The organism is Eisenbergiella tayi, assembly GCF_001881565.1.
Classification (GTDB): domain Bacteria; phylum Bacillota; class Clostridia; order Lachnospirales; family Lachnospiraceae; genus Eisenbergiella; species Eisenbergiella tayi.
Genome location: NZ_MPDJ01000012.1, coordinates 138,245 through 154,106, shown reverse-complemented (window position 1 = coordinate 154,106; position 15,862 = coordinate 138,245). Strand labels below are relative to the sequence as shown.

Annotated in this window: 15 protein-coding genes and 1 other RNA gene; 3 read left to right on the top strand and 13 right to left on the bottom strand. The window is 44.9% G+C overall.

The annotated features are described in order from the left end of the window. Nucleotides 1-386 precede the first annotated feature (386 nt). The 7 genes from BLA28_RS30055 to BLA28_RS30025 all read right to left on the bottom strand — a co-directional run bounded on the left by BLA28_RS30055 (nt 387) and on the right by BLA28_RS30025 (nt 6,797). Nucleotides 387-1,940: a sensor histidine kinase gene (locus tag BLA28_RS30055; RefSeq protein WP_016360271.1), complete on the bottom strand. Its 1,554-nt coding sequence runs from the start codon at nt 1,938-1,940 to the stop codon at nt 387-389. After that, nucleotides 1,937-2,620 carry a response regulator transcription factor gene (locus BLA28_RS30050; RefSeq protein WP_009252879.1) on the bottom strand — a complete coding sequence of 228 codons (684 nt, stop codon included), beginning with the start codon at nt 2,618-2,620 and terminating at the stop codon, nt 1,937-1,939. Before BLA28_RS30050 ends, BLA28_RS30055 begins: the two co-directional genes overlap by 4 nt. A 158-nt stretch (nt 2,621-2,778) precedes the next feature. After that, complete coding sequence (locus BLA28_RS30045; protein ID WP_009252880.1) at nt 2,779-4,143, bottom strand: MATE family efflux transporter; 1,365 nt, start codon at nt 4,141-4,143, stop codon at nt 2,779-2,781. Between the two features lie 111 nt (nt 4,144-4,254). Next, nucleotides 4,255-4,779, bottom strand: coding sequence for a flavodoxin family protein BilS (bilS, locus tag BLA28_RS30040; RefSeq protein ID WP_044972958.1), 525 nt, complete (start codon nt 4,777-4,779; stop codon nt 4,255-4,257). 37 nt (nt 4,780-4,816) lie between these two features. Further along, the gene (locus tag BLA28_RS30035) at nt 4,817-5,557 is read right to left on the bottom strand and encodes a DnaJ domain-containing protein (protein ID WP_044972959.1); all 741 of its coding nucleotides are present in this window, start codon (nt 5,555-5,557) and stop codon (nt 4,817-4,819) included. After that, a complete protein-coding gene (locus BLA28_RS30030; RefSeq protein WP_009252883.1) occupies nt 5,550-6,389 on the bottom strand; it encodes a DUF5685 family protein in 840 nt (279 codons plus the stop codon). Before BLA28_RS30030 ends, BLA28_RS30035 begins: the two co-directional genes overlap by 8 nt. 12 nt (nt 6,390-6,401) lie before the next feature. Then, nucleotides 6,402-6,797 (bottom strand): hypothetical protein, encoded by a 396-nt coding sequence (locus BLA28_RS30025; protein ID WP_009252884.1) that lies wholly within the window; start codon nt 6,795-6,797, stop codon nt 6,402-6,404. 239 nt (nt 6,798-7,036) lie between these two features. On the opposite strand from BLA28_RS30025, the gene rbr reads away from it, so the two are divergent. The 3 genes from rbr (at nt 7,037) to BLA28_RS30005 (ending at nt 9,252) form a co-directional block, all read left to right on the top strand. Further along, on the top strand, nt 7,037-7,633 hold the full coding sequence (gene rbr, locus BLA28_RS30020) for a rubrerythrin (protein WP_009252885.1): 597 nt from the start codon (nt 7,037-7,039) through the stop codon (nt 7,631-7,633). Between the two features lie 141 nt (nt 7,634-7,774). After that, nucleotides 7,775-8,962, top strand: coding sequence for a ComEC/Rec2 family competence protein (locus tag BLA28_RS30010; protein ID WP_081330228.1), 1,188 nt, complete (start codon nt 7,775-7,777; stop codon nt 8,960-8,962). A 77-nt stretch (nt 8,963-9,039) separates the two neighbouring features. Next, a complete protein-coding gene (locus BLA28_RS30005) occupies nt 9,040-9,252 on the top strand; it encodes a DUF3006 domain-containing protein (RefSeq protein ID WP_009252887.1) in 213 nt (70 codons plus the stop codon). A gap of 121 nt (nt 9,253-9,373) precedes the next feature. On the opposite strand, the gene BLA28_RS30000 is transcribed toward BLA28_RS30005, so the two are convergent. The 6 genes from BLA28_RS30000 to BLA28_RS29975 form a co-directional block, all read right to left on the bottom strand. Next, on the bottom strand, nt 9,374-10,192 hold the full coding sequence (locus BLA28_RS30000) for an alpha/beta fold hydrolase (protein ID WP_069159425.1): 819 nt from the start codon (nt 10,190-10,192) through the stop codon (nt 9,374-9,376). A gap of 204 nt (nt 10,193-10,396) precedes the next feature. After that, nucleotides 10,397-10,741: a transfer-messenger RNA gene (gene ssrA, locus BLA28_RS29995) on the bottom strand. 70 nt (nt 10,742-10,811) lie between these two features. Continuing rightward, complete coding sequence (gene smpB / locus BLA28_RS29990; protein ID WP_009252889.1) at nt 10,812-11,279, bottom strand: SsrA-binding protein SmpB; 468 nt, start codon at nt 11,277-11,279, stop codon at nt 10,812-10,814. Further along, on the bottom strand, nt 11,242-13,422 hold the full coding sequence (gene rnr / locus BLA28_RS29985) for a ribonuclease R (protein ID WP_069159441.1): 2,181 nt from the start codon (nt 13,420-13,422) through the stop codon (nt 11,242-11,244). Before rnr ends, smpB begins: the two co-directional genes overlap by 38 nt. Nucleotides 13,423-13,550: 128 nt before the next feature. Then, on the bottom strand, nt 13,551-13,790 hold the full coding sequence (gene secG, locus BLA28_RS29980) for a preprotein translocase subunit SecG (protein WP_009252891.1): 240 nt from the start codon (nt 13,788-13,790) through the stop codon (nt 13,551-13,553). 172 nt (nt 13,791-13,962) lie between these two features. Next, complete coding sequence (locus tag BLA28_RS29975; protein ID WP_069159424.1) at nt 13,963-15,759, bottom strand: peptide ABC transporter substrate-binding protein; 1,797 nt, start codon at nt 15,757-15,759, stop codon at nt 13,963-13,965. Nucleotides 15,760-15,862 lie beyond the last annotated feature (103 nt).

The window sequence follows — 15,862 nt, the reverse complement described above, 5'->3', positions numbered from 1 at the left end:
TCCAAACATTTCTTACTGTTTTTGGGTGTCTTAAAGGTCTTCTCTCGAAGCTTTAAAACTTGTTCTCTGAATTTTCTTTTTTAGAATTTTCAGGGTTGCATTACTGTTTATTTGTCAAGGTTCTGTGTGCTGCTTTCTCAGCCGCAACAGTTGATATCTTATCACATGTTGTTCTGCCAGTCAAGCACTTTTTTTAACTTTTTATTTATGTATGTTACCGGTTTGACCGGCAGCAAAAATGATTCTATCATCCCGGTTCGACTTTGTCAATCATATTTTTACATTTTTTTACAAAAGATTTTACAATGGCTTCTGCAATAACAGAAACCGCCTGAAAACAAGCGGTTTCTTTACACTTCTGTTATTTACTTATCACTGATAAAAACTTACTCTTCTCCCACCTTCTCCATCTCAAACCAGAATTCCACACCATTCTCGTAATTCACAACTCCGTATTTCTGGTTCATGGATTCCATGATCGCTTTTACAATGGAAAGGCCGACACCGCTGCCTCCATATTCTCTCGTTCTCGCTTTATCCACTTTATAAAATTTCTCCCACAAATGAGGAAGCGATTCTTCCGGTATGGGTATCCCGGAATTGAAAACAGATATCCTTACTTTTTTTCCTTCCTGGCTCAGCTTAATATCCACTACCCTTTCTCCGTCCAAATGGTTTAATGCGTTGGTGAAGTAGTTCATAAAGACTTCTTCCGTCTTAAATTCATCACCCCAGACATAAACCGGCTCCTCCTTTTCGAAACGGACTGCCGCCTCATTCTGTTTAATGAGAATATCCGCCGACTGAATATAATTCCTGATAAGGGTAACAATATCGAACCGCTCCATCGATACCACATCATTTCCGAATTCCAACTGATTCAATGTTAGAAGCTTCTTTACCATATTATTCATTTTGCCGGATTCATCTATGATAACATCACAGTAAAAATTCCTGCTCTCTTCATCATCGTCATTAATTCCTTCCTTCAGGCCTTCCGCATATCCCTGGATCAGCGCAATGGGAGTTTTCAGTTCGTGAGAAACGTTGGAAAGAAATTCCTTACGCATCTCGTCCACTTCATTTTTCTTCTCGATATCCTTCTGCAATACATTATTCGCAGTTTTCAATTCAGATATGGTCGCTTCCAGGGTATCCGCAAGCTGGTTGATATGGTTTCCCAGTATGGCAGTTTCATTAAAACTCTTTCCTTGGTATCTCGCATCAAAATCCAGATGGGTCATACGTTCGGAAATGCGGGCAAGCTCCAGAATAGGATCCGTTACCTTTTTGGTGACAATCCATATTATGATACCGCTGGCGATTGTCGCCGCTATCCCTACATATGCAAGAAAACGGTTGGCAATATCAACGCTGTCCCGGATGCCTTCCAGCGCTGTCCTTATAAAAAACAGATTCCCGTTATCCAGGAATCCCCACATATCCAGATAATCCATGCTGACCCGGTTGCTTGTCACCAGCTGTACTATATAGAAAGGACTTTCATTACGCACCAGAGTCTTATTAGCAATTGTATTTTCACCGTACTTCTGTCCCTGATTCTTGCCGGGCCGGTCCGATACGCTGCCGCCGCCACTGTCCATACTGTCAAAAAGAACATGATTCCACAATTCAATTTTCAGAATGGAAGGATCCCCTCCGCTTACACGTATGGTTTCGGAGTCTTCATCCAGAACAAGAATGGATATATTGTATCTGGCGCTGAGCTGCTGAAGATGGATATCAAAATCATCCGAGTTAATGCTTCCCTTCTGGGCTGCAGCGTTCATCTGTTTGTAAGCATCCATAACCACGGTCTGTTTGTTATGAAAATAATATTTTTCCAGGAAGGTATTATTAATAAACCAGCACAATAAAATTGTGCCGGCCATTAATCCGATAAATATACAGGCAAATTGCTTTCTGATCGAATATCTCATGCTTCATCAACCTCGAATTTATAGCCCATGCCCCAGATAGTCTTTATCATATCTCCTTTGACTCCCAGTTTGCTGCGCAGCTTTTTCACATGAGTATCTATGGTTCTGGCATCACCGAAATAATCATAATTCCATACATTGTTCAGAATCTTCTCTCTGGAAAGGGCGATTCCCTTGTTTTCCATAAAGTAGGTCAACAGTTCAAATTCCTTATAGCTCAATTCCACATTCTGGCCGTCAATAGTAACCATATGAGCCGCCTGATCCAGATGAATGCCGCCGGCCTCCATCACGTCACCGCTGGCAGCCTTTCCCGCTCTTCTCAGAATAGCCTCGACGCGGGCCACCAGGATTTTGGGGCTGAAGGGCTTGGAAATATATTCGTCCACGCCTAAATCGAACCCCTGCAGCTCATCCTTTTCATCCCCCTTTGCCGTCAGCATAATAATGGGGACCTTGGAATAATTACGGATTTCCCTGCATACCTGCCATCCGTCCATTTTAGGCATCATCACATCCAGTATAATCAATGCAATATCATTCTGTTCAAAGAAAATATCAAGCGCTTCACTGCCGTCTCCGGCTTCCAGCACTTCATAATTATTTTTCTGGAGAAAATCTTTCACCAGCTTGCGCATTCTGCTTTCATCATCCACAACAAGAATTTTTGTCCGTTCCATAACAACCTCGATTCTGCCGGCAGGAACCGGCGATTTCCTATGATTCAAAGTCATTCATCCGCTTTACTTACAGTGTAACAGATATTTATGAAAAACATGTGAACTTTTCGGCCTTTTTCCGCCTTTTCCATGTAGTTGCCTGCCGGAACGGATCTTCCTTATTCCACCTTTTCCAGCTGACGCCCTTCTTTAAAAAGCTTTTCCGTCCTTTCCATCACCTTATAATAAGCAATGATCAGGAACACATCGGCCATTACCCAGGCCAGAGGACTTGCAAAGCCCACAGCCGCAAACCCGAAAACAGGAACCAGAATGAATCCGGCCAAAGCTCTCGCTATCATTTCACTGACTCCGGATAAAATAGCAAGCATGCTGTAGCCCATTCCCTGGATTAAAAACCGGATATTGTTCACCAGCGACAGCGGGAAATAAAAAATAGAATTGCAGAGCAGGAAAAGCTTGACATTCGATAAAATCGCTTCTTCCGAACCGTCCACAAACAGCAGTGCCAGCTTTCCGCCTGCCAGCGCGATGATACAGAAGGACACCACCGCATAAACTGCTCCTATCATATTTGCAGAGCGGATTCCCTGTCTGATGCGATCCGTCCTGCCCGCGCCCATATTCTGTCCTGCAAAAGTAGCCATCGTGGCACCGAGCGAATCAAAAGGACATGCAAAAAATCCGCCGATCCTGCTGGCAGCCGTCATGGAGGCTACGGCAATGGAGCCCAGGGAGTTTACCGCACTCTGTAGGATAACGCTTCCTATTGCAGTGACGGAATACTGCAGCCCCATGGGAATTCCCATGCTGCACAGATTCTTCACATACTGGGATTCCAGTTTCCATTCGTCTTTCCTGATATGTAAAATATCGAATTTTTTCCTCATATACAGCAGGCAGCTGACACCTGATACCGCCTGGGAGACCACGGTTGCAACCGCCGCTCCGGCCACTCCCATATGCAGGACTATGATGCAGAATAGATCCAGGAAGATATTCAGAAAAGCGGAAAGGATCAGAAAATACAGGGGCGTTTTGCTGTCTCCCATGGCCCGGAGGATACCGGAAACCATATTATACAGAATGGTGGCAGGAATACCGGCAAAAATAATCACAATATAGGTATATGCTCCCGTAAATATATCATCCGGCGTCCGCATCAGCCGGAGAATAGGTTTGCAGAGTATTATCGTCGCTATTGTCATAATCACCGCAAAAAGCAGGGCCAGCCAGGTACTGTTAGCCACATACTTTCTCAGTGTTTTATCATTTTTGGCGCCGAAGCTCTGGGCAACAGGAATGGCGAATCCATTGCAGATGCCCATACAGAAACCGATTATCAGGAAATTAATGGAGCCTGTGCTCCCCACTGCCGCGAGTGAATTCACTCCCAGAACCTTTCCCACAATTACAGTATCCACCAGATTATAAAACTGCTGAAACAGATTTCCCAATAAAAGAGGCACTGCAAACCCCAGTATCAATTTTATCGGTTTTCCATTGGTCATATCCTTTGTCATGTTCAATCCCCGCTTTTCACATATTTCTATATGTGGTATAACATATCGGAATACAGATTACAAACATTTTTTACATAAAATTAGCCGGGACTTTATATCCCGGCCTGTTTTTCAGCATTCTCTGTTTTTAAGTCTGTCCATGACATTGACTGCAAAAGCCGCCGCATTCTTTAAATCCTCCGCATCGGGATGCAGCAGCGCCTCGTCAAAATTACGGAGCATCGCCTTTACTTTTGCTTCTTCCATTCCGCTGTTTTCCATCATTTCATATTTTTGACGGACCTGCATGGGCATTTTCCCCTGGCACATGTATGCCCCGAGATATCTGCAGTCCTCCGGGAGCCAGACCTTTACCTTTTGTTCTATACTTTTGTAGTATTCTTCATTTGTCCCCATTCCGCAGGTGCCGAATAATGCCACATTTTTTCCTTCCAGCTCAGACAGCAGATCCACCACCCGCATATCGCAGGTTCCTTTATCCGTCCAGAAACCGACAAAATAGGTCTCCGCATCTTTTCCACTATATTCGTCTATAGACTGCATATCCTTGGAGTCACCGGGGATTGCCGCAAATATACTGGAAGCTATTTTTTTGGTGTTGCCCGTATGGCTTGAATAAATAACCATTACTTCCATTTTACGTACTCCTTTCTTTTTTCCATCCGCTTGCGCGTTAAAAACGTCCTATTGGAATACCGCCTCCACAGCATAATCCTCCGCCCCCGCAGCACATGTTACAGATGAGATTGGCAATACACAGCTTCAGGCACCAGTTGCTGCCGTCCATCGCAGGCATTCCGTATGGAGACTGCTGGGTCTGATACCAGCTTCCGCCGGATTCCATCTGCTGCTGCCACACTCTGTACTGCTGATTCCCGGGTTCCATAGCCGCCGCCTTCTTCGCATGGTCAAGCGCAATCACGTTATTGCCCAGCCCGGAATTCGCTATGGAACTGTAATAATACCATTGGGCCGTTCTGTCACTGATTCCGGAAAGCACATTGAGAGCCTCCCGGAAATGTCTGCTTTGAATATAATTATAAGCGGCTTTCATATGAACCGTATATTCATCACCGCCGTCATTGCTCTGCGCCCTTCGGTAGCTCTGCCCGCCAAAGCCAAAACTGCCGAACAAATCCTCAAAATCACCGAAGCCTCCAAAGTCCTGATAGCCTCCTCCGGAGCTTCCGGAGGAAGAACTGCTCCCGTAGCTGCTCGTTCCTCTCTGCCTTTCATCCATGATTCTTTGATAAGCCTGCTGGATTTCCTTGAACTTTTCCTCTGCCTGCTCCTTATTCGGATTATTCACATTGGCATCCGGATGATATTTTCTGCTTAATGCTCGATATGCTTTCTTTATTTCTTCATCTGATGCATCCCTGGACACACCAAGTACCTGATATGGATCACGCATTTTCCTGCTGTTCCTTTCTTTTGCCCTTTACCATCTCATACCGGCACCAAACACCGGAATAAAGGATGTTCCGCAGAATATCAACATTCTGAAGGACAGGGAGTTTTTCAAAAGCTCTGGAGCATTCTGCCATCATCATCCGCAAAATATGGTAGACCTCATCGTCAAAACCATTTTCACCGCACATGGAAAGAAAAGGGTTAAAATTCCCCTTCTTCCGATCCTTTTCGATATCTTCATAGGCATCCATCAGATAAATAAATTTCCCCAGGAAAAATCCCATTTTCCGAAGTTCTTCTTCCCATTCGTCATTTTTGAGTGCAAAAATCTCCGCCATTATATTACCAAAGCATCCCGCTACAATGTCAAGATTTTTTTCATTTTTCTTTTCACACTCATGGAGAAGCTGCATCTGTCCGGAAATCTCCTCCGCCTTTTTGGGATAACGCGCCGCCGCTTCGCCAAAGGCTCTTTTCAGAATTCCCGCATAGCCTCTTTTCCAGACCTTTTTCTCGTCTTCCCAGTCATCCATGCACTGATAATAAGTCATCAATATGTTTATATCAGCGGCATACTCCGTAAACGTATTTGCTCTTGTCGGATGACGGTCAAAAGGATGGGCAATACACTTACAGCCGTCCACCTTATCCTCTACTTCATACAGACCCTTCAGCAGTAAAATCAGGAAGGTCATATCATAGGTTACTGTGATCTGGCCTTTCACCCCGTACCGTTTCTTAAGCTCCTGACAGAATCCGCAGTAATAGGACTGGTAAACTTCAAAATCTTTGAACTTCATTTCCTGTTTATTCACAATTACATAACCGAACATGCTTTTCTCCCGTCAGCTCTTCTTAATAAATTCCGTATGGCACTTCGGGCATCGGATCGCTATTTTTCCTTTTCCCCTGGGAACTCTGATTTTCTGTTTGCATCCGGGACATTTGTATATATGATGCGTTTTCCGATCTTTCATATCCCTTTGAAAGGAGGCCCATTTTCTCCGGATACCGGCTGTCATCTGCAGGTATTTCTGATTTTCGGCATATCTTTTGGTGATACTTTTGGAAAACATGCGGAAATAACAATAGACCAGAAGCAGCAGAATTAAAAATGACCATACCATGCTTCTTGTAAAAAGGGAAAGAATCATACAGACCAGCGCCACTCCCATAAGAAATTTGGTAAACTGGTCCACTCCATATCGTCCCTGCATAAAACGTATCAGCTTTTCTTTCATTCTCTCTCCTATCCGCGCACCTATACACGCGCCCGGGACTGAATCAGGCCCGGGCAGTATGATGTTTATGTCCTTTATTTTACCTCTGTCACCGGAAATTGCAATTAACTGGCTGAAAACTTACTATTAAAAAAGTATAAACCTTTCCCATATGACCATACTAAAAATATTCCATCTGTGCAGTTTTGTGCCGCTCAGATGTACCTCAAACACAGTTCATTGATAAAGGAGTGAAAAAAATGTCCAAGGATTTTAGAAACAGCGAAACGAAAGATAATCTGATGAGGGCTTTCGCAGGGGAAAGCCAGGCCAGGAACCGCTATACCTTTGCGGCCTCACAGGCACGTAAAGACGGCCTCCATGTCATTGAAGCAGTTTTTACCTTTACCGCAAATCAGGAAAAAGAACATGCGGAGATCTTTTACAATCATTTGAAAGAACTCAGCGGTGAAACAATCGTGGTGGACGGAGGCTACCCGGTTGATATTTATCCTGATGTAAAACAATTGCTGCTGTCCGCCCAGCATAATGAATATGAGGAATATGATCCCATTTACAAAGTGTTCGGTGACAAAGCCAAAGAAGAAGGTTTTGATAAGGTGGCTGCTTCCTTCCATATGATTTCCGCCATAGAAAAAACTCATGGTGATCGTTTTGGTAAATTCGCCCAGCTTATGGAGCAGAACAAGCTCTTCATTTCGGATGTGGAAACCGGATGGATCTGCCTCAACTGCGGGTATGTCTATACCGGCACCAACGCACCCGAAAAATGTCCTGTTTGTGATCATGACAAAGGATATTTTATCCGTCTGTCCATGTCTCCTTTTTCAGAGTAAAATAATTGCCGGAAAGAACGAGCTCTTTTTCTTTCCGGCATTTTGACCCATTATCTTAATATAGTAAACCGAAATACATATTTTCCTGCTTTCCTTCCCGGACAATCTGTTATATGATAGATTTTCAGGAGGATTTACAACATGAAAAAACAACATAAAAGACCTGATAAGTTCAGGAAAAGCAGGCTCCACCCCCAATTGCCCCTCCGTGCTGTCCTGTCTTTTTTCCTGTGCGCCTTTCTTCTTTCGGCTTCCGGATGCACAGGGATACAGCCTTCCGGTTCAGGATCCGTTTCTTCCGGGGATGAAGGAAATACACTCCAGGATATTTCCGGTACCGTAAAGGTTCATTTTATTGATGTGGGGCAGGGCGATTCCATTCTCATCCAATCCGGGAAGGAATGTATGCTTGTGGATGCCGGCACTAATGAAACCGGAGCGGAAGTCGTCCGGTATCTTAAGTCCCTTGGAATCAGCCGTCTTGCTTATTTGATAGGAACTCATCCCCACGAAGATCATATCGGAGGCTTGGATGATGTGATCCATTCCTTTGATATCGGCACAGTTATCATGCCCGATGTCTCTCATACCACGCGGACCTATGAGGATGTGCTGGATGCCCTGATTGATAAGGATCTGAAGGTAACGAAGCCTGTTCCCGGAACCGTATATCAGCTGGGAGAAGCGTCCTTTACCATATTATCTCCCACAGAAGAGGTCGAACAGCAGGCTGCAGCTGCCGGCGATTTGAATAATCTTTCCGTGGGGCTCCGCCTTACCTTCGGAGCCAATGCCTTTGTTATGTGCGGCGACGCGGAAACGCTTTCTGAAGAGGCTATTGTGGAAAGCGGGCTGATTCTGAAGGCTGATGTCCTTAAGCTTGGACATCATGGCAGCTCCACTTCAACCTGCGATTCTTTTCTGCAGGCAGTGTCTCCGTCCATAGCGGTGGTCTCCTGCGGGAAAGACAACAGTTATGGCCATCCGCATCGGGAAACCATGGATAAACTGGCAGCCGAAGGTATAACGGTTTACAGGACGGACGAACAGGGAACCCTGACAGCCACTTCCGACGGTTCCGTAATAACGTGGAATACCGGATCCGGCGCTTCCGCCGATACCGGAATACTGTCTGATGAATCAGCTTCTGAAGAAAAAACAATCGCCGACAGCAATTCATATGTGTTAAATAAAAACAGTATGAAATTCCATCTTCCCGACTGTTCATCCGTGGAAAAGATGAAGGAATCCAATAAAATTTATTTCGACGGAAGCCGGGATGAAGTCATCGGAATGGGTTATGCGCCGTGCAGTCAGTGCAATCCCTGATACATAGGACGCCATACTGTCCGGGCCATCCATATGTTCCGTAAAAGGCTTACGCCGATATGGAAGAAAGGAAAATTATGAAATACATTATTGACAGATTTGAAGAAGGCAATGCCGTATGTGAACAGGAAGACCGTACCATGCTTCTTATTTCACGAAGCCAGCTCCCATCTGACGCCAAAGAAGGGGATGTCATTCTGTATACCGACGGTGTCTATCAGGTGGACAAAGAGGCCACTCTGGAACGGAAAAAGAAAATAGAAGAAAAGCGCAGGAAATTATTCGGCTGAATTTTATCTGGCGGTTTATCTCAATCGCAGCTTATCACATCTGTAAATATGCCCTGCCGGGTGTACAGTAAAAACAGGCAGATATCTCGTAAGAGACGGCTGCCTGTTTTTTGTAAAAAGCTTATTCTTCCCCTTCCACCGCAAGCAAAAACAGATCGTTAAACCGTTCCAGCTCATCGTACACGATTCCATGGCCGCTGTTCTCCAGCTGGAACAGTCTGGAACCGGCAATCTCCATATGCTGATATTCCACAAGCTGTGAGGATACCACCACATCCTTTTTTCCGTGAATAATAACGGTAGGTACATTAACTGCCTCCAAATCATTCCGTCCGTCTTCATCTCTCAGGGAAATGGCAGCCTGGACCGTACCGATACCGGACGCCGAAAGAGCGATATCCCCGAACCAGTCTTTTATCTGTTCTGACTGACAGCTTGCAAAAAGCTGTTCATGGCTGAATTCCCAGGCCAGCCTGGGCCGATCCGTACAGGCCTGCCTTATCAATCCGTTCACGTATTCCCTTGTGAGCCCATATGGAAATCCTTCCCTCCGTGTCCAGCAGGGCGCTGCCGCCGCAAGCAGTATCAGACGCTCCACCCCGTAACATTGATATTTTCTCATATACCTGAGCACTACAGCACCTCCCATGGAAAAGCCCACAAGAACAAACCGGTTCAGCCGGAGGGCACAGATTACACGGTAAATATCATCAGCCATCTGATCGTAGGAATAACCATAGGCCGGCACATCCGAATTTCCAAAACCTCTCAAATCCACAGAAACGACACGATATCCGCAGGATAACAGCATTTCCAGCTGATATTCATACATCAGATGGGACAGAGGCCATCCGTGAACCAGAAAAACTGTCTTCTTCCCTTTCGGATTATAATCATATACAGCGATACTTACATCATCCGATGCTTTTACAAAATACATAATCCACCATTATACCTTTTTGTTATATTATGCATTTTTTTGAAAGAGGAATCATGTACTTCCGGTTATAATGGTTTTTGTCCGCGCTTTGTCTCAGGATATGGAGCAGTCTTTTGGACACGGGTTCGACTCCCGTCTACCGCATAAAAAAGGTACGCAGTATTGCCAGCCGGTAAAGCTGTTCAATATTGCGTACCCATTTTAAAGTGGAGTAGACGGGAGTCGAACCCGTGTCCAAAAGCCCATTCCCTGTACTTCTACTATCATAGTCAATTATTAATCATTCCCTCCGATAACCGGAAATTGACATCCGGTTAACTTCAGTAGCTTCATGTTACGCCCACAGGCTCAAAGCTTTGCCTGTGTCGTTTCCTACAAATTCGATGCCTGGGTCTTAAAGTGTAGGTGCTCTAAGTCAGACAACGCAGCATTAAGCTGCTGCGTAGGCTAAAGTATTGTCTTCAGCGTTTATTTTTAGGTTTGGATTTAACGCATTCCTGCGGATAGCTTCTCCAGCTGCAAGACCCCTGTCGAAACCTTGACTACCCCATATTCAATTGTAAACAGTATCGTTAGTATACACATCTTTGTGTCTGCTGTCAAGAAGCGGAGACTTTAATTAATAAAGATTTTTCACTTTAAATTCTCTCTCCGACTCCCTTCTGGCATCTTTTTTGGCTATATCCTGTCTCTTGTCATATAACTTTTTACCGCGGCAGAGCCCTATTTCCATTTTAGCCTTTCCATCTTTAAAATAAACCTGGAGAGGCATTAAGGTATAACCTTTTTCCGCCACCTTGCCCGTAAGCTTCATGATCTCGGATTTATGCATGAGAAGCTTTCTCACACGAAGCGGATCCTTATTGAATATATTACCCTTTTCATAAGGGCTGATATGCATTCCGTTTATAAATACTTCACCCTTATCGATGGCAATAAAGGCTTCCTTGATGCTGCATTTGCCCATGCGGAGTGATTTTACTTCCGTCCCATGCAGCACAAGACCCGCCTCATACTTTTCATCCACGAAAAAATCATGATATACTTTTTTATTGTTTGCTACCAGCTTCATTGCTTCCTTCGCCATCGTCAATCCCCTCTTCTTCATATGGCAGTATAAAATCTATGGTTCTTGTAAATCTATCTGCAAATTTCACCTTTACCCGGAGCTTTTCCCCTAATTTATAGGTTCTTCCGGTCTGGCTTCCTCTCATCTCACAGGCTGCCTCGTCATAGTAATAATAATCACCCGGCAGCATGGATACATGAACAAGCCCTTCCACGGTATTGGGAAGTTCTACATACAGCCCCCAGGCCGTCACGCCGGAAATAACTCCCTCGTATATTTCACCGATATGCTTTTCCATGAATTCGGTCTTTTTCAGCTTATCCGTCTCCCGTTCCGCTTCATCCGCCCGTCGTTCCATCTGGCTGGACTGTTTTGCCACCTGCGGGAGAATTTGCTCATAGTGGGTTATTCTGCTTTCCACAAGCCGCCCGCGAAGCTGTTCCTTGATTATGCGGTGGATCTGCAAATCGGGATAACGCCTTATGGGAGAGGTAAAGTGACAGTAATACTGGCTTGCCAGTCCGAAATGTCCGGTACACTCAGTACTGTATTTTGCCTGCTTCATACTGCGCAGAGTCAGTCTGCTGATCAATGCCTCTTCCGGTGTTCCTTCTATCTTATTCAACAGCTTCTGAAGCTCCATGGGATGGATTTCTTCCTGTCCGGCTTTCATGGAATAACCGAAATTATGGATGAACAGACTCAGCCGGTGTATCTTTTCCGGATCCGGATTATCATGGACGCGGTAAACAAAAGGCGCCTGCAGCCAGTAAAAATGCTGGGCTACCGTTTCATTGGCAAGAAGCATGAAATCTTCTATCAGCTTTGTAGCTGTATTTCTTTCGTAAGGCCTGATTTCCAGGGGATGTCCCTCTTCGTCCAGAATAATTTTACTTTCAGGGAAATCAAAATCAATAGCTCCCCTCTTCTGTCTTCTTTTTCTGATTATGGAAGACAAACGGGCCATATCCCGGAACATAGGCACCAGTTCCTTATATTCTTCACACTCTTTCGGATCCTGATCCTCAATTATCCTGGCAACGCTGGTATATGTCATTCTCCGGTTCACATGGATTACACTTTCCGCCAGCCGGTAATCTGTCACTTCGCCTTTGGGATTCACCGTCATTAGGCAGCTGAGCGCCAGACGATCCTCGCCCGCATTAAGGGAACAGATACCATTGGATAATGCATGGGGAAGCATGGGTATGACTCTGTCCACAAGATAAACGCTGGTTCCGCGTTTCAGGGCTTCTCTGTCTAATGCGGAATTTTCCTGCACATAATTGGAAACATCCGCAATATGGACTCCCAGGCAATAATTGCCGCCCTCTCTGGTAAGGCTGACCGCATCATCCAGATCCTTGGCATCTTCCCCATCTATTGTAACCATTGTTAAATCCCTTAAATCCAGTCTTCCTTCTCTGTCTGCCTCCGTAACCTCAGGGGCACACCTTTCTGCCTGATTCATCACTTTTTCAGGAAAAGCTTCCGGCAAATCAAAGTTCCTTACAATGGACATAATATCCACGCCGGGATCATTAATATGTCCCAGAATTTCTACCACTTTTCCTTCGGGGCTGCGTCTTTTCGCTCCGCCGTAATCCGTTATTTCAACCACTACCTTGGAACCGCTGACAGCCCCCTTGGAACGCTCCTGGGATACAAAGATGTCTGACGGCAGCTTCGTATTATCCGGAATGACAAAACCGAAGTTCCGGCTCTTCTGGTAGGTTCCCACCACATGAGTAGTCCCTCTTGCAAGGATACGGGCGATCTGCGCTTCCTGCCGCTGTCCGTGACGTTCCGGAAGGATTCGCACTTCCACAGTGTCCAGATGATATGCTCCATTCACCTGATCCTCAGGGATATAAAGGTCCTCTTCCCTGCCTTCAATCTGTACAAAGCCAAAGCCCTTTTGATGGCTGGTAAAAACTCCGGTAAGCAGCTGCTGCTCCGGTTTGGAATACCGTCCTCTTTTATTAATCTGAATCTTGCCCTCTGTAAGAAGCTCCTGCAGAATTCTTTTTAATTCCGGCTTGTCCTCCGGATCCACCTGCATAATACAGGCGAGCTCCTTCTCTCTCATAGGAACATAGCTGGGCTCTTCCATAAGGTCAAGTATCCGCATTTTACGGATTTCTGTTTTATTCTGTGTCATAATTCCTCTGTTTCTCATATCAAATACCCCGCAGCAAGCCGCGGGTTTAAGCAGCAGGCAGCATAACAGCTTCCGGTTCACTGCCAAAAAATAAGCACCCCTGTTTGCATACAAGAGTGCTTTGGTAGTTAAAACTTGGATATGTTCAGGATGGCCGCAATAACAATAAAGGAAACTGCAAGGTACTTGGTAACTCTAACCAGTGTTCCTTCCATGGAACGTCCCTTGTTCTTTCCCCAGTATGTCTCTGCTGCACCGCTGATAGCTCCCAGGCCAGCTGCCTTGCCTTCCTGCATCAGTACCAAAACTGTCAATGCAATACAAATTATAATAAAAAGCACCGTTAATATTATTCTCAAAACTGCCATTTCTACACCTCCTAACACCGAGCACTTGTAAGTTTACCATAGAAAGCAAATATTTACAATACAATTTTTTTAAAAATAAGTGAATAATTTAAAAAATAACCCGTGCGCTACACCAGAGCGCACAGGCTACTTTTATTATACAAATATTATTTTTCTGTTAATAATCCGCAGATTATCTACCAAACTGCATATCATTATTTCCAGAATCGGTTTCCCACATTTCCAGCATATTGATAGGATCGTTGTAGTCTGCCAGCCAGCCTTCACGAGCGAAGTCAAACTGTCCCTGCTTTCTTTCATCAAGGAATACGGACCACTCACGGGTCTCAACAGTTACATTGATACCGATAGCTGCAAGATCCTGCTGAATCGCTTCACCAATCTTAACATTACCTTCAGAATCATTGGTAAGATAAGTCATGCTGATAGGAGTTTCAGCGGAAAGCATACCGCTTTCATCGAACTGATATCCGGCACTTTCAAGAAGAGCCTGAACTTCTTCCATGTTGGCATCTGTCATATCCGTATCATAGTAACCAACCTTGTCTTCCAGAGGATAGGTGTAATCGTCGTCATTCTTTCTGAATTCTCCGCCGTTTCCGTCAGACATTCCTGTAGGAATGAAGGTATTTGCAACTTCCTGCTCTGCCTGTGCAATTGTGTCAACAATGTACTGACGGTCAATTAACAGACACATAGCTTTTCTCATTGCAGCAGCCTGCTCAACAGTCTTGCCTGCAAAAAGATCGCTGTTTACATTGAATCCGCAGTAATAGGTTCCCAGAGTAGGGATCTTGTGGAATTCAGGAGTATCCTTTACAGTAGCCATCATATCTGTAGCAATGGTATCTGCAAACTGCAGGGAACCATCTACAAATGCATTGTAAATTGCTGTATCATCACTGCTCAGCATGAATTCGATCTTGTCAAGAGTAACTCTGTCAGCATCATAATAATTAGGGTTCTTCTCATAGGTCATGGATTCATTGTGCTTCCATCCGGTACAAACCATCGGGCCTGAGGATACGAAACCAGCTTCTGTACACCATGCACCCGGGTTATCAGCATATCCGTCAGCTCCTTCTACGGAAGCCTGAGGAACAGGATAGAATGCAGGGAATGCACACAGGTCAAGGAAGTATGCACAAGGAGCAACCAGGTTAACGCTGAATGTCTTTCCGTCTTCAGAAGCTTCAATATCCAGAGTACCGTCATCCTTGGTAGCGATTACGGTGGTCAGGTACGCATAGTCAGCACCTGTATCAGGATTTGCAAGTCTCTGCCAGCTGTACTCAACATCTTTTGCATTCAGCTCTGTGCCGTCAGACCACTTCAGGCCATCCTTCATTGTAAAGGTATAGCTCAGGCCATCTTCTGTCATTTCATAGCTTTCTGCAAGATCGGGAACAAGCTGTCCGTTCTCATCATACATAAACAGACCGGAAAATGCCAGGATTGCAAGGCATGCACCGTCTACTGTAGAGTTCAGAGCCGGATCCAGTTTGTTGGGTTCAGATGCGATCTGAAGAGCCAGTGTATTGGTCGGAGTTGTTGCATAACCGAAATACTTGAAACCGAAAAGGTTTGCATAAATGCCGTCTACGTCGGTCTTCTGAAGATAAACATCATTGTAATAGTAAAGCGGAATAACTGCCCATGTGCTCATCAGCTCATCTTCTGCTTCATGCATAAGAGCTTCACGCTTTGCAAGATCTGTCTCTGTTCTGATAGCAGCGATTCTTGCATTGTATTCTTCCCATGCGGGTGCTGCTTCGCTGGACGGGCCATGTGCTGCCGAACCTGCGTCTGCAGTTGTTGATTCTTCAGCGCTTGTATCTGCTGAAGATTCTGCTGTGGTTTCTGCCGGAGCTGCCGGTGACTCTGTAGTGTTTCCTTTGGATCCACATCCAGCCAGAGTACTCACAACTAATGAAGCAGCCAGAGCTAATGCCAAGTACTTTTTCTTCATAAATTATTACCTCCCATGAATAAAATAGATACGGTTTCTTATACAATATTCTTCCCTTAATAAGAAGAACAAATTGTATCAAATTAAAAGCTGAGGGATTTCT

What these genes read in the sequence shown, in the direction of transcription:
- BLA28_RS30005 (WP_009252887.1), top strand. Translation starts at nt 9,040, where the DNA reads ATGAAATACATTATTGACAGATTTGAAGAAGGCAATGCCGTATGTGAA.
- BLA28_RS30045 (WP_009252880.1), bottom strand. Translation starts at nt 4,143, where the DNA reads ATGACAAAGGATATGACCAATGGAAAACCGATAAAATTGATACTGGGG.
- smpB (WP_009252889.1), bottom strand. Translation starts at nt 11,279, where the DNA reads ATGGCGAAGGAAGCAATGAAGCTGGTAGCAAACAATAAAAAAGTATAT.
- BLA28_RS30035 (WP_044972959.1), bottom strand. Translation starts at nt 5,557, where the DNA reads ATGCGTGATCCATATCAGGTACTTGGTGTGTCCAGGGATGCATCAGAT.
- BLA28_RS30000 (WP_069159425.1), bottom strand. Translation starts at nt 10,192, where the DNA reads ATGTATTTTGTAAAAGCATCGGATGATGTAAGTATCGCTGTATATGAT.
- rnr (WP_069159441.1), bottom strand. Translation starts at nt 13,422, where the DNA reads ATGACACAGAATAAAACAGAAATCCGTAAAATGCGGATACTTGACCTT.
- bilS (WP_044972958.1), bottom strand. Translation starts at nt 4,779, where the DNA reads ATGGAAGTAATGGTTATTTATTCAAGCCATACGGGCAACACCAAAAAA.
- rbr (WP_009252885.1), top strand. Translation starts at nt 7,037, where the DNA reads ATGTCCAAGGATTTTAGAAACAGCGAAACGAAAGATAATCTGATGAGG.
- BLA28_RS30025 (WP_009252884.1), bottom strand. Translation starts at nt 6,797, where the DNA reads ATGAAAGAAAAGCTGATACGTTTTATGCAGGGACGATATGGAGTGGAC.
- BLA28_RS30050 (WP_009252879.1), bottom strand. Translation starts at nt 2,620, where the DNA reads ATGGAACGGACAAAAATTCTTGTTGTGGATGATGAAAGCAGAATGCGC.
- BLA28_RS29975 (WP_069159424.1), bottom strand. Translation starts at nt 15,759, where the DNA reads ATGAAGAAAAAGTACTTGGCATTAGCTCTGGCTGCTTCATTAGTTGTG.
- BLA28_RS30030 (WP_009252883.1), bottom strand. Translation starts at nt 6,389, where the DNA reads ATGTTCGGTTATGTAATTGTGAATAAACAGGAAATGAAGTTCAAAGAT.
- BLA28_RS30055 (WP_016360271.1), bottom strand. Translation starts at nt 1,940, where the DNA reads ATGAGATATTCGATCAGAAAGCAATTTGCCTGTATATTTATCGGATTA.
- BLA28_RS30010 (WP_081330228.1), top strand. Translation starts at nt 7,775, where the DNA reads ATGAAAAAACAACATAAAAGACCTGATAAGTTCAGGAAAAGCAGGCTC.
- secG (WP_009252891.1), bottom strand. Translation starts at nt 13,790, where the DNA reads ATGGCAGTTTTGAGAATAATATTAACGGTGCTTTTTATTATAATTTGT.